The sequence below is a fragment of the Tengunoibacter tsumagoiensis genome (assembly GCF_003967535.1).
Lineage (GTDB): Bacteria > Chloroflexota > Ktedonobacteria > Ktedonobacterales > Ktedonobacteraceae > Tengunoibacter > Tengunoibacter tsumagoiensis.
This window is the reverse complement of sequence record NZ_BIFR01000001.1, coordinates 276,296-302,983: the sequence shown is the minus strand read 5'-3', so window position 1 is coordinate 302,983 and position 26,688 is coordinate 276,296. Positions and strand designations below refer to the sequence as shown.

Sequence of the window (26,688 nt, the reverse complement as noted above, 5' to 3'; positions counted from 1 at the left end):
AGTAAAGGCAAATGAGGACAGGTATTAATGTAGTCGTCGCCCTGATGATAATTGTCTCCTTTTTTATGGCTATTCCGCTGCATGAATGGGCACATGCACAGATGGCGGCCTGGCTTGGAGATCGCACGCCTCGTTTAGAGGGGAGACAGACGCTTAATCCACGTGTACATATTGATCCCGTGGGCACTTTGCTCTGTGTGGTGTTAGCCTTCCAGTCTTTATCTGGTATGGGATGGGGCAAGCCCGTTAAACCCGATCCCTGGAAAATGAAGGTGGGTGCGAATACAGGCGTTCTGATTGTGGCCTGTGCCGGTCCCATTTTTAGTCTGGTTGTTGGCCTGGTCACAGCAGGATTGGCGCGCTTATTTGCGCCGGTCTTTATTCTGCATGATAACTTTTTCTTTGAACGCGTGCTTCAATTTCTCATTGTGTTTGCCTGTGTCAACATTGGTATTGCACTGTTAAACCTGCTTCCATTTCATCCATTGGATGGGTATCAGATCGTCCATGCACTATTGCCCAGTAAGCAAGCTGTACAGTTTGCTCGCTCGGCTGTCTATGGCCCCTTTATTATTCTGATCCTCTTCTTTATCGTGCCTTTTATTGCGAGTCTGGTTGGATTGGGCTGGTTTCCGCTCTTTAACCTGGCCTATTATATTCAATGGGTCTCCATCAACGTTGTGGCTATGATGTTTGGTCTGCCATTTCAGACGATCGCAAATTTCTATGGTTTCTAAAGCCTCCTGGTTGGAAAAATGGTCGAGAAATGTATGACTGGGCGACAGGTAATCAAGTATCGATTGGATCAGGTTCGGCAGCAGTTGGGCTTTGTAGCGCCTTTGACAACTGATGAGCAGGAAGTAGTGAGAGCGCTGCTTCCAGAGGCGGCATGGCCCTTATTTCTTACGATGTCTCGGGCTGATCAGCAGCATAGTCTGCGTGTATGCAGAGGATTGCAAGCGCGCGGCCAGACTGACTCTGATCTTCTCGCGGCGGCTTTATTACACGATGTTGGGAAGGCTGAAGGCCGCGTGCCGTTCTGGACACGTCCAGTGATTGTGTTGGGCAAGAAGTTGGCCCCCCGGCTTCTGCGCTATCTCGCCATTGTCCCTCAGGACTTTTCATCGCGTACTCCTTCATGGCAAAGGGCCTTGAGTTATGCCTGGTGGCATGCTGAGGTCGGGGCAGAGTTGGCCAGTGCGGCGGGACTTTCAGAGCAAGCTGTGCACTATATTCGCACTCACCATCAGCCTTCTGGGCCTGCGCAAATCCTCCACGAGGTAGATGAGGTATCATAATGGTATGCTAGAACCTCTGATTCCTGCTGCGTCAATCACCGAAGAGCCAGCGCAACAGGCACGCTATATTGTCCATCTTCCCGTCTTTGAGGGCCCGCTGGATCTCCTCTTACATCTCATTGAGAAGCGGCAGATGGAGATTACTCTGATCTCCCTTATGGAGGTTACTGATCAGTATGTTGCGTATCTCCAGGGTCTGGAGGATGGGCAGATGCCGCTAGCGAATATGGCGTCATTTGTCTCCATTGCTGCTCGCCTCCTGTTTATTAAGTCACAGAGCCTCTTACCGCAAGCCCCCAGAGCGGAAGAGAACGAAGAGATGAATACAGCCGTCGAGATGGCTGAAGAGCTTCAGCGCCACCTCATTGAATACAAGCTCACTAAAGAGATTGCTCACGTGTTGCGTAAGCATGAGGAGTCAGGTTTGCAGACGCATGCTCGTTCGGGCCTGCTGGCGGGGATTGAGGCCCAGCTCGCCTGGACGCCACCCACATTAGTTGGCATGGAGGCGTCGTCTCTGGCGAGAGCTTTTCAGCGTTTATTAGAGCTCCAGACAAAAGAGAACGTGGCTGGAACAGAGCTGATGCCCACGCGAAAAGTGAGGGTCAGTGAATGTATCGCAGCAATCCGGCTTCATCTTCAGAGTCGCTCCTCTGTCCTCCTCTCTGAGATCCTGGCCGACGAAAGCTCAAGAATAGTCATTATCGTTACCTTTATCGCCGTCCTGGAGATGTGGAAGTGGCAGCGGATCGAAGTCTCTCAGGAGGACCCGATGGGCCCCCTGATGCTCGAGCGAGGCCCCCTCTGGAACGAGACCGGGCTAGAGGAAGAACTTTCGTGAAGCTCCGCCATGCCAGCCCCTCCATATCATCATTACCCATGTCCCGTTTTCCAATTCAGCCATGGAGGGGCTCACACAGCGGAGTGGGAACAGAGGAAAGAGACGCCCTACTTGACATTGCATAATACACGTTTTCAGGTGGTAAATAATAAAACAAGTAGGGCGTCTCCTTCCTAATCGTGAAGCTCCACCATGGTCGCCCCTCCATAACATTCTTTCCCATTTCCCGTTTTCCAATTCAGTTATGGAGGGGCTCACACAGCGGAGTGGGAACAGAGGAAAGAGACAAGCGGCTTTCCCTACTTGGCATTATTTTATATTCAAAATAGATCAATAAATGATAAAACAAGTAGGGAAGGTCGCTTGTCTCCTTCCGAAACGTGAAGCTCCGCAATGGTCGCCCCTCCATAACATTCTTTCCTATTTCCCGTTTTCCAATTCAGTTATGGAGGGGCTCACAGAGCGGAGAGGGAACAGAGGAAAGAGACAAGCGACTTTCCCTACTTTACATTATTTTATATTCAAAACAGATCAATAAATGATAAAAAAGTAGGGCGTCTCCTTCCACAACGTGAAGCTCCACAATTCCAGCCCCACCATAGCATCCTTTCCCATTAGCCATGGAGGGGTTCACATTGTGGAGTGGGAACAGAGGAAAGAGGCAAGCGGCTTTCCCTGCTTTAAAATGTTTTATATGTGAAATAGAGCGTAATATGACAATACAAGTAGAGCGTCTCCTTCCTGAACGTGAAGCTCCGCTCTGTGAGCCCCTCCATAACTTATTTTCAAGTTAAGTTATGGAGGGGCTCACAGAGCGGAGTGGGACCAGAGGAAAGAGACAAGCGGCTTTCCCTACTTGACATCATTTTATACGTGAAATAGAGCAATAAATGACAAGAAAAGTAGGGCGTCTCCTTCCGAAACGTGAAGCTCCGCTATGGTCGCCCCCATAACATTTTTTCCCGTTTTCCCATTGCCCATTAGCCATGGAGGGGCTCACAGAGCGGAGTGGGGATCAGAGGAAAGAGGCGCCCTACCTGGCATGGCAAGAGATAGCGCAAAAATGTACATTGCCTCCACTTCTCATTATCAACTTGACACCATGGGACTCAAGTTTTATACTGGTCTTGCAATAACACTTTGCAGATCCGCACTGGTAACGATAGATACAGCATTCAACAAGGAGTGAAACATCGTGAAAGAAGAGCAGCAGGATAAGTCTAACGTCGAGCAGACCGCCAGCGAACAGCCCACGAATGCGACCAGCGAGTCAAAGGACGCACGCGTAGCTGAACTGGAAACTCAATTGGGCCAGGCACGCAAGGAGGCCACAGACAACTGGAATAAATATCTGCGCGAACGTGCCGACTGGGATAATTTCCGTAAACGTCAGGAACGGCTCGTCTCGGATCGTGTCCAGCAGCAGAAAAAGGCCTTGTTTAACAACCTTCTTGAAGTCATGGATAACGTTGAGCGCGCCCTGGCCTTCCAGGACACGATGGACAAGCAGGCTCTTCAGCATACACTTCGCATGTTGCAGTGGCAGATGAACGAAGTCCTGCGCGGCGAGGGACTTACGCCCGTCACAAGCGTTGGTGAGACCTTTAACCCGTACCTCCATGAAGCCATCGAAGCCATTGAGAATAGCGACAAGCCAGATGGAACCATTCTGGAAGAGGTTCGTAAAGGATATACCCTGGGTGAAGAGACGCTACGCCCTGCTCGCGTCAAAGTTAGTGTAGGGAACAAGTAAGCACGCCCAGAAGGAAGAAGGGGCCTATGCGCCTGAGTAACAGCAGAAGAGGGCTGGGATATGGATTACAAAGACTACTATAAAATACTTGGTTTGGCGCGTGGGGCTAGTGCGGATGACATCAAAAAAGCCTTTCGTAAACTGGCTCGTAAGTACCATCCCGATGTAAATCCCGGCGACAAGAAAGCGGAAGAGAAGTTTAAAGAGATCAACGAAGCGTATGAAGTGCTCTCGGACCCTGAGAAGCGTCAGAAGTACGATACGCTTGGCCCCAACTGGCAGGAGCAGTTTGGTCCCAGCCCATCGGCGGCTGGCCGCAGGACGCAATATGCCGGGGGGCGAGCAAATCCGTTTGACTTTGATGCGGGTGGAACGGGTTTCTCTGATTTCTTTGAGGCACTCTTTGGGCGTACTGGCCCTGCAGGTGCGCGTCCTGGTACAATTCGTCCGGATCAGCGCAAGCGTGCGGGTGAAAACCTTGATCAGCCAGTTGAGGTCACCCTGCAAGAGGCTTATCTGGGAGGGACACGGACCTTTAATATTCAATCGACCGAGGATTGTACCACCTGTCGAGGAATGGGAGAGGTAGGCAACAAGCCCTGTCCGACCTGTGGAGGGAGTGGTTCATTGCCGCGCAACAAGCGGATTCAGGTCAAGATTCCCGCTGGCGTGGATAATGGTTCACGCATTCGCGTGGCAGGTGAGGGGCAGCCTGGGATTGGTGGTGGACCACGAGGAGACCTCTTCCTGGTGATAAGTGTCAAGCCCGATGGTAAATTTGAGCGTAAAGGCGACGATCTCTCCGTTGATGTCGAGGTTGATCTCGTCACAGCGATGTTAGGAGGGGAAGTTGCTGTCCCGACCCCTGATGGACGCAAATTGCTCTTAACCATTCCTGCCGAGACACAGAACGACCGCCCTTTTCGCTTGACTGGAAAAGGGATGCCTCGTCTCCGTGGAGAGGGCAACGGGAATCTCTATGCACGAGCCAAAGTCATCCTACCAATGAATCTGAGTGCGGAAGAGCGGAGCTTATTCGAGAAGCTAGGGCGCCTCCGTAGTGAGGCTGGGAGGGTCTAGCTGGTGCGAAAGGAAGGAGTAGGGTTGCATGTCAGAGAAAAGTGATGGCGCGTGGTACATCATCAGCGTAGCCGCTCAACGTGCTGAAGTACATGAGCAGACACTGCGCCATTACGAGCGACTTGGTCTTATCAACCCGGCTCGTAAGGGCAGTAGTCCACATAGTCCGCGACTCTATTCGGACCGAGATATTGATCGGGTTATGCAGATTCGTAGTCTCATGCGCGATCTGGGTGTAAACCTTGCTGGCGTGGAAGCCATTTTGCATATGAAAGATCGCATGGAAAAGATGCAGGAGGAGCTTGCACAAGAAATGCTCCTGCTTCGCGATCAGCATGCCGCAGAGACGAGACGCCTGAAAGAGATTATTGAGCGGCTCCAGAAAGGTTCATCCTCTTAATTTTGTGGCGGGACAGCTGGCATCAGATGGCGCTCCAATTTAAGCGTTAGAATGCGTGTAGCAGCCTCATCGACGCGCGACTGAGCCAGAGTCCCATCCTTCAATGCATTCTTTAGCGCTGTGATCATCTCCTGCATCTCTTGTGAGCCCGATGGGCCAAGTAGCATATCATCGCCTGCATTCAGCGCCATCACGCCAGCCTCGGGCATCGTAATCGCCTTCCCATTGATCTCCACGCCTTTCATGTAGAGGGCATCGGTCAGCACCACGCCATCATAGCCAAATTCTTTGCGCAGAATATCCGTCATAAAGGTATGAGAAAGCTCAGCAGGCATGACTGGATCAATCGCCGGCATCAGGAGATCGGTTGGCATAACCAGGCCAGGCTGCTCCAGGGGATCGGTGGATTGGATGAAATGCTTAAACGGCTCCAACTCAGTCGCATAGATCTCATCCTTTGTACGATTAATGATTGGAAGAGCTGCATGTGCATCCACCGTTGCGGCACCCAGACCTGGAAAATGTTTGATGCAGGCAATCACCCCATCGCTCTGCATCGCCTTCATATAGGGACCGGCGTAGTTAATAACTGAGTTAGAGGTAGCGCCAAACGTACGGGTCACCTGATCATAGCCATTCGTGAGATTAATATCGAGATCAGGAGCGAGATTGACATTAATGCCCAGCGCCAGCAGATCTTGCGCCACGTGATGTCCTTCCCGAACTGCTACCGTGGGATCGCCAGTATTTGCAATATCGGTTGCCGACATGCGCGGAGGATAGATGTTATTCAATCTATGAACGTAGGGTCCGCCCTCCTCATCGGTAGAGATAAGAAGAGGAATCTTTGCCACCTGCTGCATTCTGGCAATATCTTGCGTCGTCTGCTGTTTTGTCAGCATCTGAAACTCGTACATAATGACGCCGCCTGCGTGCATCTCTGTTAGCATAGTATTCAGATCTGCGGAATAAGAGGTATCATTATATTCAACCATAATCAATTGTCCGAGCTCCTCATCCAGACTCATCTGTGAGACATACTGTCTGGCAAGAAGGCGCATCTTCTCATGTTCGGTCAGCTGGGGATGAGGATAGGTATCTTGTGGTGCGTCCGAGGGATTGAGGGTGGCTGCGGGTGTCGCAGGAGGAGAATCGGAGCGATGAGCGCTGCTATGTGACAAGAGCTGGGGCCCAAACAGAGTACCAGCAATCACGAGAATAACAAGGATGAAGAGAGAGAGCGAGACTGAAAGTGCTCTTCGCTTCTTCTGCCTCCGTGGAGGAGGGCTCGGAGTACCTACCTGATCATCAGCATTCATTGATAAGCTCCTATATAAATAGTGTGTCATGAATTCCTATGAACTGCTCGAGATTCCTATTGATTACACATATTAATTACACATAGAAAAGGTTGCTCTCTCTAATGCCATAGATAATACACAGGAAGGAAGGTTGCTTGTCTCAGGGGAAGCCTCTGACGGAACAGAGCCAGACCCATTAGCAAAGGAAACAAGCAACCTTCCTTCCAGGGACCTCTGGTGGAGCAGAGCCAGGCCTTATTAGAGGAAGGTTGCTTTTGGAGGAGAGCGCATTAGCGTTTTTTGCGATGGCGTGGGCGCGGTCGTACATAGCCAGTCTGAGTCTCCTCTACCTGATGAGACGCTTTCTGTGGCAATTTTGTTTCGTTTCGGCGGTTCTCGCGGGCGAAATGGCTATCGGGCTCTTCAATTGTGTCAGACTGCCCGGCATAATCGTCGGGAACATCGAACGACTCCGAAGCTAGCTCCTGTGCCGCGATAGCCTCAGCGGCGGCAGCCTGATCTTCATCGAGAGGTCGTTGGACAGAAGCGGACCTCTCCACCTCTGAAGTTTGCGCCTCCTCTTCCTCAGGCTCTGCCAGCAGTTCTGAAGATTGCGGCATGGTGGGGATCTGAGTTGAAGGCTGCTCTGTAGGAAGCAGAATAGGCTGAGGACTGGTAGCCGAAGAAGTGGAAGGGCGGGAGGGTCTACGGGCGATAGGGGCATGAACCTTCTGCGCATCGTCATTAGCCTGAGCTTCCTGTGAACCCTGTTCGTCTGGAGGGAGTTTGCGGCTATAGCGCTTGCGGAGAGAGGGCATAGCCGTCGCCGTATCCTCATTGTCTGGAGTATTTGAGACATACGACATAGCAGCATTCCATGTTGCCTCATCGATAGGAGGAATAGGAGGCGTTGCCTGAATAGCAGAAGGCACAGGCGTACGTTGTTCAACTGGAGCGGCCTCGAACGCCTCCTCATCTTCGCGAGAATAATACTGTTCGGGCAGAGGTGGAATATGAGCCAGAGGATGGCGATGGCGGCCAGCAGCGCGCACATTGGGCACCACCGACGCGGGAAGGAGCGAATAATCGAACACAACCTTAATAGCGCGGCTGTCCGCTTTATTTGTAGCGGTCATCAGAGCGTGCTTATAGTTATTGAGCGCAAAATGATGAGTGATCAATTGTTCGGGATGAAGCAGGCCGCGTTGAATCAGCTCAGTTGCCACCTGGAAGGTTGACGTACGTTGTTGGCTTCCGAGCGGCCATACCTCCGTACCATGGGAAGTCGAACCGATCAGATTGATCTCCTGATACCAGACAGGAGTGAGATCGATATGCATCAGATGAAGATTGAGCCCGACCAGAACAAGCGTCCCCTGAGCGCGTGTCCAGCGAAGAGCATGATGGAGAGTATTGCGTTGTCCAACCGTATCATAAATCACATCATAGCCGCCATGGAGCATCTTATTCCCAAAGAAACCATGTGTAAGCTTCGCGCCAGTGGCTCGCTGAACACCGTGGTACGAATCCTGTGGATAAATAATGTGGGAAGCGCCTAAGCGCGTTGCCTGTTCTACCTGAAACGAGTGGCGTGCCAGCACACTTACCGTCACTTGAGGGACCAGAGCCTTCACTACTTGCAGTGTGAGCAGGCCGATGGTACCGGCCCCAATAATCAGAATATGTTCGCCTGGTTGAGGTAAGCGTCGTAAGACAGCATGTACAGCGACCGCCGTAGGTTCGAGCATGACTGCTTGCTCGTCGCTCAGATAAGAAGGAATAGAGAAAAGTTGCTGCTCATGAATAAGCATCTCCTCGCTCCATCCACCACCGATAGCATACTGGCCAATGCGAGAGCTATTGACACAGAGATTATAGCTGCCATGTGCACAGGAGCGGCAGGGTGGTTGAATGCCAGCGGCCCGACAATTTGGGCCATGCTGGAGAGCGACGCGAGCTCCTACCTGTAAGCGTTGGACATGGTCGCCAATCTCAATCACCTCACCGACAATCTCGTGACCAGGATAGCTCTGGCGAAGCCCTGGAACTGCCGTGGGAGCCGTGCGCAGATCAGCATCTCCATAGATCAGATGCAGATCAGTACCACAGATGCCTGCTAAGCGATTGCGAACCCGCACCCAGCCCATATCGGGCAGCGGCTGTCGAGGAAGATTCTGTACTTGTAATGGAGAAAAAGAAGAGAAATAAGCATCACGATAAAAACGCCCAATGAGTTGGGTTAGCAAGACCCGTCTGGCATCCAGTTCGAGAGTTGAAGTCCACATCGTCCTACCCTTACCTAAAGAGGCTGCGAGAAGCGATCCCCGAGCCCTTTTATCTGTCATTTGTTGCAGTGTACCATGGTAGACGAATCAAGGTCAAACTATCTAGGAAAGATGTATAGACAGTATATAGTTGAAGTAGCGAATTTCAACTATAGATCGAAATATACCTATCTCATCTGGGAGAAGAAGAAACTAGCTGAGAGTGGGGAGGGTAATTTTGAATTCCGTCCCTTTGTCTGGTTCATTGCAGACCGTAATGGTGCCATTGTGAGCGCGTACGATCGCTGCTGCGATCGTCAGGCCCAGACCAGTACCTGGAAGAGTTGCGTTTGAGCGTTGGCGACCGCGATAAAAGGCCTCAAAGATATGTTCAAGATCCTCTTTAGCGATGCCATAGCCATTATCAATCACAAAGATAAGAAGTTGATCCTTCTGCTTATCCAATTTCAGCGTGATGATGCCATCGGGAGCGGGCCGTCCATAGCGCAGAGCATTATCCATCAGCACAAACAGCAACTGTTTAATGCGATTTTTATCAACGCGGATGCCCATGCGTTCATCGCTAGCGACCATGAGATTAATCGTGCGTTCATCGTTGGCACGTGCGCGTGTCTGTTCAATGCTCTCCAGGGCAATCTCAACGAGATCACAATATTGCAGTTTCAGGGGATGGCGATCGTCCAGGCGTGCTAACGTAAGGATATCATTGATCAGATTCGTCATCCGTTCAGTCTCACCTTTCATGCGACCGAGGATATGGGCCCGCATTTCAGGATCATCTTTGGCTTTGCGTGTCAAGAGATCGGTAAAGCCGCGAATCGACGTCAAAGGAGTACGTAGTTGATGGGATGCATCGGAGAAGAACTGATGAAAGCGCTCCTCCGAGGCATTTTGCATCTCCTCAGCATGTTCGAGCCGCGTCACCATTACATCGATGCTACCGGAGAGGCGATCAATCTCATCTTGAGGGGGAAGTCGTAAAGGGAGGCGAGAGCGTTGTTGAAGATCGCCAACAGCAATCGCCTGGGCGGCATCAGTCAACTGCCAGAGAGGCCGAAGCAAGATCGTTGCAAGCAGGAAAGTGAGGGCAGTCCCAATACAGATCATGAGAGCTGCGCCAAAGAGAATCACCATAAACGACTCTTGGCGAGCGACCAGCAGGCAGGTAAGGATAACAACAGATGTCAGCAAAAGACTATAGATAAATGTAATCTGCACGCGCATACTGAAGAAAGGACGCAGCCACGCAGGAGATTGAGCCGAGCCTTTTGAGCGAGCGAGTGCGTGAGTCGGTTCTTCAGCAGGTGAAGGAGAACCGAATGTCTTATGCTTTGACATAGTACGACAACTCCACAGATGAGCACAGAGAGTAACAGTAACAATAGAAAAAAGAAGCTACCCTTTTAATACATATCCAATCCCACGAACAGTGACAATCATACGAGGTGAGCTAGGAGAATCTTCTATTTTCTCTCGAAGATAGCGTACATAGACCTCAATAATATTGGTCTCACCAAGAAAATCGTAGCCCCAGACGCGATTAAGAATTGTTTGTCGGTCCAAGACCTGGCGTGGATGGCTCATAAAGAGATGAAGAAGATTATACTCAGTCACCGTCAATTCAATGGGTTGACCACTGCGCGTCACCTCACGGGTCGATGTATTCATCTCGAGCTCGCCGAACTGCAGGACCTGAGAAGAGTCCTCAGCATTTGGATTCGCCTGACTGGCCCGGGCTCGACTTTGTCGGCGAAGAATCGCCTTAATACGTTCAAGGAGTTCATAGAAATCGAACGGTTTCGTGAGATAATCGTCGGCCCCGGTCTGAAGACCCAGGATGCGATCTCCAACTTCATCTTTAGCCGTCAGCATGAGAACAGGCACATCGCGCGTCGTAGGATTAGCGCGGAGCCGTCGGCAGACCTCCAGGCCATCTATTCCAGGCATCATCACATCGAGAATAACGAGATCAGGATTAATCCGTTGAGCAGCTGCAATGCCCTGTTCGCCATCGGAAGCGACCTCCACCTGGAAGCCCTCATAGCGCAGACCGAGCCGAATGAGCTCGATAATGTTATCTTCATCATCTACCACCAGAACCTTTAAAGGTGCTGGTTTCTCCTGATTGATCTGCTGCGTAGTAGCTTGATCCATAAGCGCCTCCCCTGATAAAGCCCCGGTAAGTAAAGTAAATAGGAAGCGGAGAAAGATTCATTGGGAATCCTCTATGCTTCACTATGTCAAAGATATGCCAAATAAAGACGGTACACAATAGGTATACGATAGATATAGACATTATAGAGAGCGTACGGTTCACCTGCAACCCTGAAAGGAGATCTGCGAAATATTCTCAGCAGAAATTAAGCATTGGCTTAGCGGGATAAAAGGTGAGATTGTTGAGTGATTTTGTCAAGGAAAGGGGCTGAAACCATTGACATGCATTCGTTGCTGATATATCCTAACACTAGAAAAAAAGGTTTCTAATGTCAGTCACTTTGCCCCAGTGGAAAGGTTCTCCAGCATGAAATTGACAATGAAGGGAGATTACGGCCTGCGAGCTATGCTCGACATGGCCGCTTATTATGGGCAAGGGCCGATTGAAAGCGCGGATATTGCCACCAGACAGCATATTCCAGAGCAATATCTCGATCAGATCCTCATGGTCTTACGTAAAGAAGGATTGGTGAAAAGCGTTCGTGGGCCAAAAGGTGGTCACATGTTGGCGAAGGCACCGAGCCAGATTACGATGGCTGAGGTTCTACAGGCCCTTGAAGGTTATGTTCCTCCAATGGAATGTCTCCCCAACCCAGATTTTTGCAAGCTTTCTCCTGGGTGCGCCTTGCGGGATGTGTGGCAGAAAATTGATGCCATGACGCAGCAGATCCTTACCTCGACAACGATCGAGGAGCTTGCGCAACGCCATCGCACTGGTAGTACCGAAGAGACAATGTATTATATCTAAATAAGTGATCTAAATACGTGGAGCGGCACTAAGCAAGCGACGGCGGCCACAGGTAGGGAGACCAGGACCAGAGGATGTGATGAGTAGGCAAAGGGGATGGTTGTACGTGGCAGAAGCAGTAGACAGGCGTAAACTGATCGTAATTGTTGAAGATGATCCACGGTTAGCAGAGATGTTCACTGATATACTCTCGTTATTTGGACGTTGGCGCTTGAGCATCTTCTCCGATGGACAGACTGCCAGAGACAAACTGCCAGCGATGGGAGCAGACCTGATCCTCCTGGATGTTGGCCTGCCAGTTTTAGATGGCAGTTCGCTTTACAAGATGCTACGTGGACATAGCAACACCAGGCACACACCAATCATTGTGATTACCGGTAGCCATGAATGGGAATTGCACAGGATGGGGCTACAGGCTGGCCTCCTCTTACGTAAACCGTTTAATATTCAAGAGTTGATCAGCATTATTCGAGCATTGCTACCGGACGAGAAAGAGAGTTAGCGAACGTATGGTCCAGTGGGCAAGCAATGTGGCTGATATTGTTGGTCATACCCCTTTAATCGAATTAAAGCATTTTGTTGAGCAGGCCGAGGGTAGCGTTGCTACTGTTCTGGCGAAGCTTGAGATGTTTAATCCGAGCGGAAGCTCTAAAGATCGTGTTGCCTTACAGATGGTCATTGAAGCAGAGTCTCAGGGGCTTTTGCGAGTGGGCAGCACCATAACTGAGCCAACCAGTGGGAATATGGGCCTTGCGCTGGCGGTTATTGCTGCGGCGCGGGGGTATCACTGTACTCTCACCATGCCCGATACCGTCAGTCTGGAGCGGCGCTTACTTCTCCAGCGCCTGGGTGCGCAGGTTATTTTGACTCCAGCCGCGCAGGGGATGCGAGGAGCTATTAACAAAGTCATTGAGCTTCGGACGACTCTTCCTCATACCTGGTATCCTCAACAGTTTTATAATCAGGCTAACCCTCGTGCTCATCGTGAGCATACAGCAGAAGAGATCTGGGAGCAGAGCGCTGGCCTGGTGGATATTGTCGTAATCGGCGTCGGGACAGGCGGAACGCTCACAGGCCTGGCTGAAGGGCTCCGTGCTCATAAACCTTCCATCGAGATCGTTGCCGTCGAGCCAGCAACCTGTGCGCTCCTCTCAGGAGGACGACCGGGTCCGCATCGTATTGAAGGTCTGGGATCAGGTTTTATTCCAGATACTCTGCGGGTAGATCTCATTGATCGTATTATCCCCGTCAGTGATCAGCAGGCAGTGGAGACCGCCATCGCGCTGATGAAAGCGGAGGGTCTGTCAATTGGTATTAGCAGTGGAGCAGTGGCCTGGGCCAGTATGCAAGAAGCACGCAAGGAGCAGAATCGTGGTAAAGTCATTGTAGCGATCTTTCCCAGCGGAGCGGAACGCTACCTGCAAACCATCCTTTTTGATGATCTGAGAGGACGTTCTTGACCGAAATGCGTGGATTTTCAAAATTCATCTCTACTTTTGTAACTCTTGGCATGGTCTGAATCGTTTAGGAGATAGGGGCGCAAAAAGAGCGCGAGATCCTGGGCCTTTCACTTTGAGTGTAGGAAGAAGATGCCACGAAGAAAGTAGAACAGCCAGACCATATGGAGGCCAACCATACAAGTGCTGTTGAATTGAGGGGAACATGATACACAGAGCGGACGATAGCTACAGGTTTGATCTGGATGATGCGCGATACAGCCATATTCGCAGGCTGAGCTGGCTCTTTTTAGTCACTCTCATTATCAGTGGAGTGGTAGCGGGGCTGGTAGGGCTGGCGATCTGGCAGACCTATCAACATACATTGACATTCTATCTCAAATGGCAGGATGCATTGGTCGGTCTCTCCTGGTTCTTGAGCTGCATTGCCCTGGGAGGAAGCATCCTGATCATTCGTTTTCTATCGGCTCTGCATGCGGGCAATCATGAAGGCATGGTTACCTTTGATGGGAAAGAGACCATCATGGTGCGTGATCTGTCATCAGAAAATATGAAGAGCATTTTCTGGATTATGAATAGCTCCTTCTGGTGTTTTGTGGCGGTACTGGTCGGATTGGTTCCAGATATTTTGTTGGGTTGGACACTTCAGCTTCCAGATCCTCTGCTCGTTATCTTTGCAACTGCTATTGTTGTTCTTCTTACCCTTGCGGGCCTCGTTGTCAGCATAATTTCAGCCTCATTTATCATCATTGGTATTACAGGCGGCATCTCCTTTGGTCGTAAGCTGGGATCATCCCATACCTATAAATTAAATGGCCAGGCGACTATTCGCATTGATAACTTTGTCATGACCATCATCTACCCTGGAAATCCGGAATCGATGGTGGACCTGAACCTGTTATCCTGTGAAGATCAGAAGCAACTTCTCTTCCTGTTGCGCAAACGCTGGATGGATGCTGAGCGCGTCTGGAGCCCATCTCTGGGCGAAGAGATCGAGCTTGCGCTTGAAGAAGCCGAGCAGAGTATAGCCAGCGTCGCATAGAGCCGCAGTAGTGATAGCTTGATAGCCAGGCAGGTTGGTGTGCACAACCTGCCTTCTTCATGAAGCAAACGTCATTACCCATTGAAATGATAGAATTGCTTACAAATTGGGAGCCAAAAAAGTAGAATAAATGGTCCTTTTTATGGTATACTACAGAGGATAGAGAAAGAGACATGAGAGCTCCAATTGGGGAGCCCCCACAGACAAGCCACCTTACTTCTGAAGAGCTTTTTTAGAGGAAGCCCAGAAAGTATTGACATGTGTTGACGAATGGCGTATAATTTCCCCTTGCCAGTGTATGATGCTGCAAAGAAAATGAGAGAGGCAAAATGGACAGCATGTACAGGCTTTTTTCTCATTTTTGATGGTGATTATACTAGTAATAGTAATGGTATAACGAATTCATAGCACAGGTGCAAGCAAAGGCCAAGAGACGAGGCGCAGGACGAAACAACACATTACTCCCCTAAACCATAAGTTCATGAGGATATCAATAGACCACATAGCACGTACTGGAACCCAGGCGGACCGTAAGGTTTGAGCAAGCAGAACATTGTTTTGCAGGGGTGGTACATCGTGTGGTGTTTTTTGCTGTTTCAGTTTTGCCGCTAGCCCGGCTTGTTTTTATCTCCAGTAGAGGGGATAGGCGTGTGTAGTAGACAGATTGCACGTGTAGGGGCGTAGGAGTAACTACTTATCGTAAGTGCAAGTGGTTACTTTTCTTGTCATAGACCGTTTCACAACACAGGCATTATTTAAGCAATTATCTCATTTTTAACTTTTCCGTTTTCTGTTACCCTGAGAGGGGCGGGTTTTCCGTGTCTCTCAATTTCCTCTATGGGCGATTAGGTGAGAGGAGAACACCACGTATGGCAGTAAGCACAAAGGCCGTTGCGCTCCCGGAACGTGTATCATTTGCACGTATTCCCGACATACGGCCAATGCCTGGCCTGATTCAGATTCAACTTGACTCCTTTGAATGGTTTAAAAGAGAGGGTCTACATGAACTCTTTTCTGAGATTTCCCCCATTGAAGATTTCACTGGTAAAAATCTGAGTCTGGAATTTATTGTACCACCTGAACCCTTTGGTAAGCCAAAGTATAGTGAGGACGAGTGTCGTGATCGCGATGCGAGCTTCTCTGCTCCTCTAAATGTCAAGGCTCGTTTAATTAATAAAGAGACCGGCGAAATCATCGAGAAAGATGTCTTCATGGGTGATTTCCCGTTAATGACGACTGATGGCACCTTTATCATTAATGGTGCAGAGCGTGTGGTGGTGAGCCAGCTCGTTCGTTCGCCAGGTGTCTACTTTACGGTAGATGAAGATGTAACGACGGGCAAAAAATTATATGCTGCCAAGCTCATCCCTGGTCGCGGTGCCTGGTTAGAGTTTGAGACCAGCAATAAGAACCTGTTGACTGTGAAGATCGATCGCAAGCGTAAGATCCCCGTGACGACGCTGCTGCGAGCGATCTCGAGTCTGGCCAAGGAGGTCTGGCATTCGGAGAATCTGGATCTGTCAACGGATCAGGGGATTCTGGATGCGTTTGCTGGCGTCGATAACGATGCGACCATCCGCTATATTCAGGCTACGTTGGATCGTGATCCTGTGAAAAAAGAGGATGAGGCACTTCTAGAGCTGTATAAAAAGCTCCGCCCGGGCGATCCAGCCACGTTGGATAACGCGCGCTCTCTCGTCCGTAATCTCTTCTTCAATGCTCGCCGTTATGATCTGGGGAGTGTTGGCCGCTATAAGCTCAATCGCAAGATGGACCTTTCGGTCCCTCAGAGCCAGCGCATTCTTACCCAGGATGATCTTGTCAATATTATTCGCCGCCTGGTCTCCTTGAACAATGGCCGAGGTCGTAAAGACGATATCGACCATCTGGGCAACCGACGTGTGCGTTGTGTGGGTGAGCTGATTCAGACGCAATTCCGCGTAGGTCTTCTGCGTATGGAGCGCGTGGTGAAAGAGCGTATGAGCATCCAGGAACCCGGGCAGGCCACTCCAAATGCACTGATCAATATCCGTCCAGTTGTGGCGGCGATGAAAGAGTTCTTTGGTGGAAGCCAGTTATCCCAGTTTATGGACCAGACCAACGCCCTGGCTGAGATTGGCCACAAGCGTCGTCTCTCCGCTCTTGGACCTGGTGGTCTCTCGCGTGATCGTGCAGGTTTTGATGTGCGTGACGTCCACGAATCGCACTATGGCCGTATCTGTCCAATTGAAACGCCGGAAGGTCCAAACATTGGTCTGATCGGTAACCTGGCAACGTATGCACAGATTAATCCCTATGGTTTCATCGAGACCCCGTACCGAAAAGTCTATAAGCGCCTGCCTGCCAATGATCGTCGTCTGATTGGACGCGAGTTCCGTGGTGTGTTTGGGCGTGAGCGCGAGGATGTGGTTTCAGCGTCTGGCGAGGTCTTAATTAAAGCGCGTATGAAAGTGCGCATTGATGAAGCTCTGTTCCAGCAGTTAGCTAAACAGTATGGTGAAGCGACCATTCGTGTGCGTCCGTTTGTCACAGACGAAGTTGATTATCATACTGCTGATGACGAAGAGAACTTCTGGATCGCTCAGGCGAACGCGAAGCTAAACGAAGACAATGAATTCACAGAAGATCGCGTTCTTGCCCGTTATCAGGGTGAGTTTCTGGAAGAGAGCTCAGATAATATCGACTACATGGACGTCTCGCCCCGGCAGACGGTCAGTGTGGCCACAGCTCTGATTCCCTTCCTTGAGCATGACGACGTGAACCGAGCTCTCATGGGTGCGAATATGCAGCGCCAGGCAGTGCCTTTGCTGCGTCCTCAGTCTCCTATCTGCGGCACAGGTATCGAGCGTCAGATCGCTATCGACTCTGGCCAGGTGGTTATTAGCCGGGTTGATGGCGAAGTTGTCTCAGCAACGGCTCGTCGTATCGAGATTATGGACGAAAGTGGCACCATCTACGGACATCGCCTGCGCAAGTTTGTGCGTTCAAATGCAGGTACCTGCATTAACCAGCGCCCAATTGTGAAAAAGGGTGATTACGTCAATGCTGGCCAGGTTATCGCGGACAACACGTCAACTGAAAAGGGCGAGCTGGCCCTGGGGCAGAATATTCTCGTAGCCTTTATGAGCTGGGAGGGCGGTAACTTCGAGGACGCCATCCTGATCAGCGAGCGGATCGTGCATGAAGATCTCTTTACCTCCATTCACATTGAGAAGTACGAGATCGATGCTCGAGATACCAAACTGGGACCTGAAGAGATCACACGCGATATTCCAAACGTTGGTGAAGAGGGTCTGCGCAATCTCGATGAGCGTGGCATCATCTATGTTGGAGCTGAAGTTGGACCGCAGGATATCCTCGTTGGTAAGATCACACCGAAAGGTGAGACCGAGCTGACGGCGGAAGAGAAACTGTTGCGCGCCATCTTTGGTGAAAAAGCGCGTGAAGTAAAAGACACCTCATTGCGTGTCCCTCATGGTGAGCGCGGTAAGATCGTCGAAGTCAAAGTCTTCTCACGCGAAGCGGGCGATGAGCTCTCCCCAGGCGTCAACCAGCTCGTTCGTGTCAGTATTGCGCAGAAGCGTAAGATCGGCGCGGGCGACAAAATGGCTGGACGTCACGGGAATAAGGGTGTTATCTCACGCGTCTTGCCAATTGAAGATATGCCATTCCTGCCCGATGGCACACCAGTCGACATCATTCTTAACCCATTGGGCGTACCTCACCGTATGAACATCGGTCAGATCATGGAGACCCACCTGGGCTGGGCTGCCAGCGTCCTGGGCTTCAAGATCGCCACCCCCGTTTTTGACGGTGCGACCGAAGAAGATATTGAAGAGTTCCTGCGTCGTGCAGGTCTTCCTGAGACCGGAAAAGTTCAGCTTTATGATGGACGAACAGGCGAGCCCTTTGATCATCACATCACCGTGGGTTACAACTACATGTTGAAACTGGCTCACCTGGTGGAAGACAAAGTTCATGCTCGTTCAACTGGACCATACAGCTTGATTACACAGCAGCCGCTGGGTGGTAAAGCGCAGTTTGGTGGTCAGCGTTTTGGTGAGATGGAAGTCTGGGCTCTGGAAGCCTATGGAGCAGCACATATCCTGCAAGAGATCCTGACGGTGAAGTCGGATGACGTTGTGGGGCGTGTAAAGACCTACGAAGCCATTGTGAAGGGAGAGAACATCATGGAGCCGGGCGTTCCAGAATCCTTCAAAGTGCTCGTAAAAGAATTGCAAAGTCTGGGCATCAACGTTGAGGTCCTCAATGAAGACGAACAGAAGATCCAATTTGTCGAAGATACCTCTAACGATGTGATGCCGGAACTGGGTATTAACCTGTCCGGTTTTGAAGGAGACCAATAAGATCGGGGTTGTCACTGCAAAGCTATTCATGTAGATGAAGATACTGTCATGGCAGAGCGGCGCTGAGCGAGAGCGCCGCTAACCCCTATCCCAGGAGGTAGCATGCTCGAAGTTAATGATTTTAACGCTATCCGTATTAGCCTGGCCAGCCCCGAGCAGATCCGCAGCTGGAGCTATGGCGAGGTAACGAAACCGGAGACTATTAACTATCGTACTCTCAAGCCGGAGAAAGATGGACTCTTCTGTGAGCGCATCTTTGGTCCAACCAAGGACTGGGAGTGCTATTGTGGAAAATATAAACGCGTTCGCTTTAAAGGGATCGTGTGTGATAAATGTGGCGTCGAAGTAGCCCGTTCTAAGGTGCGCCGCGAGCGCATGGGTCATATCGAACTGGCCTCTCCCGTCAGCCATATCTGGTACTTTAAAGGGACACCAAGCCGTATTGGTCTCTTGCTCGACCTGTCGCCACGTAACCTTGAGCGCATTCTCTACTTTGCCCTCTATGTTGTCACCAACGTCGACGAGGAGGCCCGTCAGGCTGAGATGATGCGGCTGGACGAAGAGATGGTCTCGCTTGAGCAGAATCTGGATGAGAAGGTTGTAGAGCGCATTCAGGACCTGCGTGCCAGACGAGATGCCGCTCTGGGCGATAGCGAACAGCGTTTTGGCGTTGTGAGCCGCAAAGAGGTCGAAGAGCGCCGAGGACGTGATCTGGAAGAGGCTCGTCATGCCGAGAGCCAGACGCTGGCAGAGCTACGCGATATCATGGGCGGTGAAGCAGAGGACGATATCCTCTTTGCTCCAACCGATCAAGTTATCGTCAAACAGGGCGAGCGCGTCACACCAAAGCATCTCGATGTGCTGGAGCGTGTGGCCGAAGTGGCCCGTAATGCCATTGCTGAGCAGGCTCGCCGTGAACTGGACTCCTCGCAGTCCGAAGGAAAGCGCGAGGCCGATCGTCTGGGCCTGGAGTACCAGAACCAGATTGACTCCGCCCAATCGCAACTGGAGAAAGAGCGCAACGAATCTCGTCAGCGCCTTGAACAGCTACGCCGCGACCTCGAGGGTCTGAAAAAGATGGACCTGCTGCAGGAGAATCGTTATCGCGAGCTGAAAGATAATTTCCCAGAGGTCTTCCGAGCTGGCATGGGAGCTGAAGCGGTGCGCGAGCTCATCTCGAACATCGATCTGGATAAGCTGTCAGGCGATCTGCGGCACGAGATCAGCTCAACCGTTGGTCAGCGCCGTAAGAAAGCCACCAAGCGTCTCAAAGTCGTAGAGGCCTTCCGCAAATCCCATACATCGCCTGAGTGGATGATCCTGACCGTCCTGCCAGTACTTCCGCCGGACCTGCGTCCGATGGTCCAGTTGGATGGTGGTCGATTTGCTACATCTGACCTCAACGACCTCTACCGTCGTGTGATCAACCGTAACAACCGTCTCAAGCGACTCCTTGAATTGGGAGCACCAGAGATCATCATCCGCAACGAGAAGCGTATGCTCCAGGAAGCCTGTGATGCGCTGATCGACAATGGTCGCCGTGGTCGTGCCGTAGCGGGTTCAGGCAACCACAAGCTCAAGAGCCTGTCCGACATGCTCAAAGGAAAGCAGGGCCGTTTCCGACAGAACCTGCTGGGTAAGCGTGTAGACTACTCTGGTCGTTCGGTAATCGTCGTTGGACCAGATCTCAAGTTGCACCAGTGTGGACTGCCAAAGCGTATGGCATTGGAGCTCTTCAAACCCTTTGTCATGCGGAAACTGGTCGAGCAGAACTTTGCCCACAACATCAAGAGTGCGAAGCGTTTTGTCGAGCGCGTCAAACCAGAAGTCTGGGATGTGCTTGAAGAAGTGATTAAGAATCACCCGGTCCTGTTGAACCGAGCTCCCACGCTGCACCGCCTGGGTATTCAGGCCTTTGAAGCCGTTCTCGTTGAAGGAAGCGCCATCCAACTGCATCCGCTCGTCTGTTCAGCCTTCAATGCTGACTTCGACGGAGACCAGATGGCCGTACACGTTCCCCTCTCTGAGAAGGCCCAGGACGAAGCGCGCCAGTTTATGATGTCGACGCGAAACCTGCTCTCACCTGCACAGGGTGATCCATCGATCGGAGCCAGCCAGGACATGGTGCTTGGTTGTTTCTATCTCACCCAGGATCGACCCAACAAAAAGGGCGAGGGCCGTGTATTCACCGACATTGGTGAAGCCATGCTGGCCTATCAGCATGGAGTCATCGAGCTCCAGGCGCCAATCAAAGTGCGTCTGGGCGAAGTTGAAGTCTACGATCAGCCGCCCCCCGAGAAGCCAGTCTTCTTCGCCAAAGGCAAGCTGGTCACCACCACCGTGGGCCGTATCATCTTTAACGAAGCGCTTCCTGAGCGTCTGCGTTTTAGAAACTACGCCATGAAAAAAGAGTACCTGCGTCAGATCATCACCGACTGTTTCCGAGAGTATGGCCGTTCAAAGACCACCGACCTGGCAGACGAAATGAAGCGCCTTGGCTTCCATTATGCCACCAAGGCTGGTTCAACCATCGCCATCAGTGACGTCAAAGTGCCGCTGGGCAAGCAAGAGGAGTTAGCGAAAGCTGACGCCAAGATTGTCGAGCTTGAAGAACAGTACCATGATGGCCTGATCACAGAGAACGAGAAATATCAGCAGACCATCGTCACATGGAGTGAAGCGACCGATAATGTTACTAAGATGGTAGAAGCGAGCCTGGACCCATTTGGTTCAATCTTCACCATTGCAAAATCGGGTGCAACAAAAGCGAAGTTCCAGCAGATTCGACAGTTGTCGGGTATGCGAGGATTAATGTCGAGTCCATCGGGCCGTATTATTCCGATTCCGATTCGTGGAAACTTCCGCGAAGGCCTGAGCGTCTTAGAGTACTTCATCAGTACCCATGGAGCGCGAAAAGGTCTGGCAGACACCGCACTGCGAACGGCAGAATCGGGTTATCTGACCCGCCGTCTGATCGACGTAGCGCAGGACGTGATCATCACGGAAGAGGATTGCGGTACCAACGATGGTATTCTCATTACCCAATACGACTCCAAGCAGATGGGACTGGAGAACAGCCGCTCGCGCATCATCGGACGCGTGCTGGCCGAAGCCATTCCTGAACTGCCGCATCTAGAAGCGGGAGAAGAGCTCACGGACGAGATGGTTGATGAGATTGTCGCAGCTGATATCAAAGCCGTACGCGTGCGTTCAGTGCTCTCGTGCCTCACCCGGCGTGGAGTCTGTCGCAAGTGTTATGGACGTGACCTGGCGGCCAACATGTTGGCGCGTATGGGAGCGGCCATGGGTATCATCGCCGCCCAATCGATTGGTGAGCCTGGAACACAGCTAACCATGCGTACCTTCCACACTGGAGGTATTGCAGGAGCGCAAGGAGACATCACGCAGGGACTTCCACGCGTAGAAGAGCTCTTTGAGGCCCGTGTACCAAAAGATAAGGCAGAGATGAGCGAAATTGATGGAGTGGTAGAGATCATCAAAGACGAAGCAACTGGTGCTCGCACCGTGCGTGTCGTCTCCACCAACATCTTCTTCGACGAATACCCACTGCCAAAGGATCTGGAGAGCAAGGTAGTAGTCAACGACCACGACCATGTGCAGAAAGATCAGATCATAGCCTTGATTGCAGGAGAGAATGGTGGAGAGGCGCAGCCAGTTCTGGCGCGTACCGAAGGCGAAGTAGTAATCAACGAGGATGGTTATCTCACCATACGCTTTGAAGAGCGTGATGAGAGATCCTACGCCGTCCCCGCAGCGAGAAACATCGCCGTCACCAATGGACAGAAGATCCAGGCAGGAATGCCAATCACCTCTGGCCAGCGAGACCCCCAGGACGTCCTACGAATCCAGGGCCGTGACGCCGTTCAATTGTACCTTGTCCAGGAGGTACAGCGTGTGTATCGAAACACCGGTGTGTATATCCATGATAAACACATCGAAGTCATCGTTCGTCAGATGCTTCGCCGCGTAAAAGTGGACATGCCTGGCGACACCGAGATGTTACCAAACGACCTGGTAGACCGTTTCGTGTATGCAGATACCAATGCAAAAGTACTGGCTGAGGGTGGAGAGCCCGCCACAGCGCAGACCGTTCTTCTGGGTGTGACCAAAGCATCCCTTAATACCGATAGCTTCTTAGCGGCTGCTTCTTTCCAGGAAACAACGCGTGTGCTGACAGAAGCGGCGATTGAGGCGCAGACGGACCACCTGGTTGGGTTGAAAGAGAACGTAATTATTGGTAAACTGATACCTGCGGGATCTGGAATAGCCCAGAGACGGAGAGACCAGATAGCGCGGCAGCAGGCAGCCGCCGCTCGTATGGCGGCAGCGACTCCAGTTGTAGCAGGTGCACTAGCGGGAAGTAGCGTTGGAAGCAACGGTACCCTTGGGTTGGCACTTGACAGCGAGGAGAATGAGTGATAGTATATGCAATCGCATATGTATGAAGAAAAGAAAGCGGAAAGACCTTCTTTCCGCTTAGCCTTAGAACAAGGACAGGGAGGATCGTTCCTTGCCGACAATTAATCAGCTGGTCCGGAAGGGCCGTTCGCACAAACAAAAAAAGGTGAAGGCCCCTGCGTTGCTTTATTCGTACAACGCATTAAAGAACAGGACCTCCCGCCTGCGTGGTTCGCCCCAGAAGCGTGGCGTCTGCACCCAGGTAAGAACCATGACGCCCAAGAAGCCAAACTCGGCAATGCGTAAGATTGCCCGTGTAAGGTTGTCGAATCAGATGGAAGTCACTGCGTACATTCCAGGTGAAGGGCATAATTTGCAGGAGCACTCGGTAGTGCTCATTCGTGGCGGTCGTGTAAAGGACCTGCCAAGCGTGCGTTACCATATTGTACGTGGTACGTTGGACAGCGAGGGCGTCTCAAAGCGTCGTCGTGGTCGCTCGAAGTACGGTGCCAAGCGTCCGAAGCCCGGTCAGGTAGCGGCACCAACCAAGGGCAAAAAGTAAGTACGCAGATCGGTAAATCACACGTCATCGCAGGCAGGCAGTGCTGGCTGTAGCCCCACGAGCGATGATTGTCGGGTGTTCTCCTGGTTCAGTCGTAGTGCTCCGGCTTGGATTATTTGTGGATCAAGAAGAAGCTGACTGGCAGTCAACATGGATAGGCACCCGCGTGTAGGCGTCCGAAAGAGATGGAGGAGCGCTCTGCTTCTCAGTCGAATCGACGCCTTTTCTGGTGTCTGCCAGCCTGAGAGGGCCATGGTAGGTGTCAGAGATGCTGACAGTCCCATGTGGGGACAAAAGATGATAAGCAAGCAGATCCGAAAGAGACACTGAGGAGGCAGAACATGCCAAGACGTAAGAGAGTGGTGCGAAGGCCGGATGTGCCGGATGCAAAGTTCAGAAGCAGGAACGTAACTCGCTTTATTAGCAAGTTAATGTATGATGGCAAACGAAGCCTGGCCGAGCGCATCATTTATGATGCATTTGATGCAATTGAGAACAAGCAGAAGCGGCCCCCGCTTGAAGTTTTTGAGCAGGCGCTGAAGAACGCCAAACCCAGCACCGAGGTAAAGCCCCGCCGTGTCGGTGGTTCTACCTACCAGGTTCCCGTCGAAGTAAGAAACGATCGAGGACTTGCGTTGGCAATGCGCTGGCTGATTAAATCGGCTCGTACTCGTAATGGCCGAAGCATGTCAGAGAAGCTTGCCAGCGAATTGATGGATGCAGCTGCGGGTCAGGGTGCAACTATTAAAAAACGTGAAGAGACCCACAAGATGGCGGAGTCCAACAAAGCCTTCGCTCATTATCGCTGGTAAAAAAACATCATGGCAAGAGAATTCCCACTCGATAAAACACGAAATATTGGTATTATCGCTCATATTGACGCTGGTAAAACGACTACCACCGAGCGTATCCTCTTCTACACCAAGAAGATTCACCGTATTGGTGAGGTGCACGAAGGGGCTGCTACGATGGACTGGATGCCACAGGAGCAAGAGCGCGGTATCACGATTACATCTGCTGCTACCACCTGTTTCTGGCAAGACCATCGTATCAATATCATCGATACCCCAGGCCACGTTGACTTTACCGCTGAGGTTGAGCGCTCGTTGCGTGTGCTCGACGGTGGCGTTGTAGTTTTCGACTCAGTTGCGGGCGTTGAGCCTCAGTCTGAGACCGTCTGGCGTCAGGCAAACAAGTATAACGTTCCACGTATCTGTTTTGTCAACAAAATGGATCGCATTGGTGCAGACTTCTGGCGCACTGTTGATATGATCAAAGAGCGTCTGGGTGCTGTGGCTGTGCCGATTCAGATTCCGATTGGTAGCGAGAGCAACTTCAAAGGTTTTATTGACCTGATTGAGCAGCAGGCTATCGTTTTCGTGGACGACCTGGGCACCAAGTCTGAGCATACAGCTATTCCAGCTGAGTTGGAAGAGCAGTTCAGGGAATATCGTGATGCCTTGATCGAGCGCGTGGCTGAGACCGATGAAGAGCTGACCCTCAAGTATCTTGAAGGCGAAGAGATCTCACCGGATGAGCTGCGGACGGCACTACGTACAGCCACCATCTCCAACACCCTGGTACCAGTACTTTGTGGTACCTCGTTGAAAAACAAAGGTGTGCAGGCGATGTTGGATGCCGTTGTGGCATTCCTGCCTTCACCATTGGATATTGAGCGCCCAACAGGTACCAATCCCGATACCGGTGAAGAGATCAGTCGCGATGTAGCTGACGAGGCTCCTTTGAGCGCGCTGGTCTTCAAAATCGTGTCGGACCCCTACGTGGGCCGCCTCTCCTACTTGCGCGTCTACTCTGGCACACTGACCAAGAGCGCCTCTGTAGAGAATACAACCAAGGGCAAAACTGAGCGTGTTGGCCGTTTGCTGCGTATGCATGCTAATCACCGTGAAGACATCGATGAGATTCGCGCCGGTGATATCTGTGCCGCGGTGGGCTTGCGTAATACGTTCACAGGTGATACACTCTCTGATGCACAGAACCCAATTGTTTTAGAGTCGATTGTCTTCCCAGAGCCTGTTATCTCGATTGCGATTGAGCCAAAAACACGCTCTGACCAGGAGAAGATGGGCATTGCGCTTGGGAAACTGGCTGAAGAAGATCCCACCTTCCGCGTTGAGACCGACCAGGAGAGTGGTCAGACTGTTATCAGTGGTATGGGTGAGCTCCACCTGGAAGTACTACAGGATCGTCTGTTCCGCGAATTTAAAGTCGAAGCAAACGTGGGTCGCCCGCAGGTTAAGTATCGCGAGACTATCACCAAACAGGCACAAGCACAGGGTAAACATGTGCGTCAGACTGGTGGTAGCGGTCAGTACGGTGACGTCTGGCTGCGCGTCGAGCCCAACGAGCGCGGTAAGGGTGTCGATTTTGTCAATGCCATCGTTGGTGGTGTCGTTCCAAGAGAATATATCAAACCAGTTGAGACCGGCGTGCGCGATGCTCTGTCAAATGGTATCATCGCAGGTTATGAGATGATCGACGTCAAGGTCACCCTCTATGATGGGTCGTACCATGAAGTTGACTCAAACGAAATGGCCTTTAAGACTGCTGGTTCGATCGGTGTGAAAGAGGCGGTTCGTAAGGCCAACCCGATCATCCTCGAGCCAATCATGCTGGTTGAAGTAACCACCTCCGAAGAGTTCTACGGAGATGTTATCGGCGACCTGAATCGCCGCCGTGGAACGATCCTGGGCATGGAGAGCCGCGGAACAATGCAAGTAGTTCGGGGACACGTTCCTATGTCCGAGATGTTTGGATATGTGAACGAGCTCCGTTCGATGACCAGTGGTCGCGCCAGCTACTCGATGGAGATGGCTCACTATGATCCAGTTCCAAAGAACATTGCAGACGAGATCATTGCGAAAAAAGCGGTTCGTTAAGCGAAACCACAGGGGGGGTCA

At 51.5% G+C, this 26,688-nt stretch carries 19 protein-coding genes; 15 read left to right on the top strand and 4 right to left on the bottom strand.

The genetic code is table 11. From position 1 onward, the window contains the following. Positions 1-11: 11 nt before the first annotated feature. From EL628_RS01295 to EL628_RS01270, 6 genes are all read left to right on the top strand, one after another. Positions 12-737 carry a site-2 protease family protein gene (locus EL628_RS01295; protein WP_126578005.1) on the top strand — a complete coding sequence of 242 codons (726 nt, stop codon included), beginning with the start codon at positions 12-14 and terminating at the stop codon, positions 735-737. A gap of 33 nt (positions 738-770) precedes the next feature. After that, on the top strand, positions 771-1,298 hold the full coding sequence (locus EL628_RS01290) for a hypothetical protein (RefSeq protein WP_126578004.1): 528 nt from the start codon (positions 771-773) through the stop codon (positions 1,296-1,298). A gap of 4 nt (positions 1,299-1,302) precedes the next feature. Next, positions 1,303-2,139: a segregation and condensation protein A gene (locus EL628_RS01285; RefSeq protein WP_161975191.1), complete on the top strand. Its 837-nt coding sequence runs from the start codon at positions 1,303-1,305 to the stop codon at positions 2,137-2,139. 1,195 nt (positions 2,140-3,334) lie between these two features. Then, entirely contained in the window at positions 3,335-3,892 is a 558-nt protein-coding gene (locus EL628_RS01280) for a nucleotide exchange factor GrpE (RefSeq protein WP_161975190.1), read from the top strand. A 60-nt stretch (positions 3,893-3,952) separates the two neighbouring features. Continuing rightward, a complete protein-coding gene (locus tag EL628_RS01275) occupies positions 3,953-4,972 on the top strand; it encodes a DnaJ C-terminal domain-containing protein (RefSeq protein WP_126578001.1) in 1,020 nt (339 codons plus the stop codon). A gap of 28 nt (positions 4,973-5,000) precedes the next feature. Continuing rightward, a complete protein-coding gene (locus EL628_RS01270) occupies positions 5,001-5,372 on the top strand; it encodes a MerR family transcriptional regulator (RefSeq protein ID WP_126578000.1) in 372 nt (123 codons plus the stop codon). Here the strand turns inward: EL628_RS01270 and EL628_RS01265 are convergent. The 4 genes from EL628_RS01265 to EL628_RS01250 all read right to left on the bottom strand — a co-directional run bounded on the left by EL628_RS01265 (position 5,369) and on the right by EL628_RS01250 (position 11,112). Beyond that, complete coding sequence (locus EL628_RS01265) at positions 5,369-6,691, bottom strand: glycoside hydrolase family 3 N-terminal domain-containing protein (protein ID WP_161975189.1); 1,323 nt, start codon at positions 6,689-6,691, stop codon at positions 5,369-5,371. The genes EL628_RS01270 and EL628_RS01265 overlap by 4 nt on opposite strands. Before the next feature lie 272 nt (positions 6,692-6,963). Beyond that, complete coding sequence (locus EL628_RS01260) at positions 6,964-8,958, bottom strand: zinc-dependent alcohol dehydrogenase (protein WP_161975188.1); 1,995 nt, start codon at positions 8,956-8,958, stop codon at positions 6,964-6,966. Between the two features lie 192 nt (positions 8,959-9,150). Beyond that, positions 9,151-10,296, bottom strand: a complete 1,146-nt coding sequence (locus tag EL628_RS01255; protein ID WP_126577997.1) for a sensor histidine kinase — start codon at positions 10,294-10,296, stop codon at positions 9,151-9,153. A gap of 57 nt (positions 10,297-10,353) precedes the next feature. Continuing rightward, entirely contained in the window at positions 10,354-11,112 is a 759-nt protein-coding gene (locus EL628_RS01250) for a response regulator transcription factor (RefSeq protein ID WP_126577996.1), read from the bottom strand. Between the two features lie 367 nt (positions 11,113-11,479). Between EL628_RS01250 and EL628_RS01245 the strand changes: the two genes are divergently transcribed. The 9 genes from EL628_RS01245 (at position 11,480) to fusA (ending at position 26,667) form a co-directional block, all read left to right on the top strand. After that, the gene (locus EL628_RS01245) at positions 11,480-11,920 is read left to right on the top strand and encodes an RrF2 family transcriptional regulator (protein WP_126577995.1); all 441 of its coding nucleotides are present in this window, start codon (positions 11,480-11,482) and stop codon (positions 11,918-11,920) included. Between the two features lie 106 nt (positions 11,921-12,026). Next, positions 12,027-12,422, top strand: coding sequence for a response regulator transcription factor (locus EL628_RS01240; protein WP_161975187.1), 396 nt, complete (start codon positions 12,027-12,029; stop codon positions 12,420-12,422). Between the two features lie 7 nt (positions 12,423-12,429). Then, complete coding sequence (gene cysK, locus EL628_RS01235; protein WP_126577993.1) at positions 12,430-13,380, top strand: cysteine synthase A; 951 nt, start codon at positions 12,430-12,432, stop codon at positions 13,378-13,380. A gap of 202 nt (positions 13,381-13,582) precedes the next feature. Continuing rightward, entirely contained in the window at positions 13,583-14,419 is an 837-nt protein-coding gene (locus EL628_RS01230) for a hypothetical protein (RefSeq protein ID WP_126577992.1), read from the top strand. 869 nt (positions 14,420-15,288) lie between these two features. After that, a complete protein-coding gene (rpoB, locus tag EL628_RS01225) occupies positions 15,289-18,786 on the top strand; it encodes a DNA-directed RNA polymerase subunit beta (protein ID WP_126577991.1) in 3,498 nt (1,165 codons plus the stop codon). 102 nt (positions 18,787-18,888) lie between these two features. Further along, positions 18,889-23,226, top strand: a complete 4,338-nt coding sequence (rpoC, locus tag EL628_RS01220; RefSeq protein WP_126577990.1) for a DNA-directed RNA polymerase subunit beta' — start codon at positions 18,889-18,891, stop codon at positions 23,224-23,226. A gap of 91 nt (positions 23,227-23,317) precedes the next feature. Continuing rightward, a complete protein-coding gene (gene rpsL / locus EL628_RS01215; RefSeq protein WP_126577989.1) occupies positions 23,318-23,767 on the top strand; it encodes a 30S ribosomal protein S12 in 450 nt (149 codons plus the stop codon). Positions 23,768-24,108: 341 nt separating this feature from the next. Then, a complete protein-coding gene (gene rpsG, locus EL628_RS01210) occupies positions 24,109-24,579 on the top strand; it encodes a 30S ribosomal protein S7 (RefSeq protein WP_126577988.1) in 471 nt (156 codons plus the stop codon). A 9-nt stretch (positions 24,580-24,588) separates the two neighbouring features. Further along, positions 24,589-26,667 carry an elongation factor G gene (fusA, locus tag EL628_RS01205; protein WP_126577987.1) on the top strand — a complete coding sequence of 693 codons (2,079 nt, stop codon included), beginning with the start codon at positions 24,589-24,591 and terminating at the stop codon, positions 26,665-26,667. Positions 26,668-26,688: the final 21 nt, after the last annotated feature.

Excerpts from the sequence above, each read along its gene's own strand:
- EL628_RS01255 (WP_126577997.1), bottom strand. The coding sequence starts at position 10,296 with ATGTCAAAGCATAAGACATTCGGTTCTCCTTCACCTGCTGAAGAACCG.
- EL628_RS01230 (WP_126577992.1), top strand. The coding sequence starts at position 13,583 with ATGATACACAGAGCGGACGATAGCTACAGGTTTGATCTGGATGATGCG.
- EL628_RS01265 (WP_161975189.1), bottom strand. The coding sequence starts at position 6,691 with ATGAATGCTGATGATCAGGTAGGTACTCCGAGCCCTCCTCCACGGAGG.
- EL628_RS01250 (WP_126577996.1), bottom strand. The coding sequence starts at position 11,112 with ATGGATCAAGCTACTACGCAGCAGATCAATCAGGAGAAACCAGCACCT.
- rpsG (WP_126577988.1), top strand. The coding sequence starts at position 24,109 with ATGCCAAGACGTAAGAGAGTGGTGCGAAGGCCGGATGTGCCGGATGCA.
- cysK (WP_126577993.1), top strand. The coding sequence starts at position 12,430 with ATGGTCCAGTGGGCAAGCAATGTGGCTGATATTGTTGGTCATACCCCT.
- EL628_RS01275 (WP_126578001.1), top strand. The coding sequence starts at position 3,953 with ATGGATTACAAAGACTACTATAAAATACTTGGTTTGGCGCGTGGGGCT.
- fusA (WP_126577987.1), top strand. The coding sequence starts at position 24,589 with ATGGCAAGAGAATTCCCACTCGATAAAACACGAAATATTGGTATTATC.
- EL628_RS01290 (WP_126578004.1), top strand. The coding sequence starts at position 771 with ATGACTGGGCGACAGGTAATCAAGTATCGATTGGATCAGGTTCGGCAG.
- rpoC (WP_126577990.1), top strand. The coding sequence starts at position 18,889 with ATGCTCGAAGTTAATGATTTTAACGCTATCCGTATTAGCCTGGCCAGC.
- EL628_RS01270 (WP_126578000.1), top strand. The coding sequence starts at position 5,001 with ATGTCAGAGAAAAGTGATGGCGCGTGGTACATCATCAGCGTAGCCGCT.
- EL628_RS01295 (WP_126578005.1), top strand. The coding sequence starts at position 12 with ATGAGGACAGGTATTAATGTAGTCGTCGCCCTGATGATAATTGTCTCC.
- EL628_RS01260 (WP_161975188.1), bottom strand. The coding sequence starts at position 8,958 with ATGTGGACTTCAACTCTCGAACTGGATGCCAGACGGGTCTTGCTAACC.
- EL628_RS01245 (WP_126577995.1), top strand. The coding sequence starts at position 11,480 with ATGAAATTGACAATGAAGGGAGATTACGGCCTGCGAGCTATGCTCGAC.
- rpoB (WP_126577991.1), top strand. The coding sequence starts at position 15,289 with ATGGCAGTAAGCACAAAGGCCGTTGCGCTCCCGGAACGTGTATCATTT.
- EL628_RS01285 (WP_161975191.1), top strand. The coding sequence starts at position 1,303 with ATGCTAGAACCTCTGATTCCTGCTGCGTCAATCACCGAAGAGCCAGCG.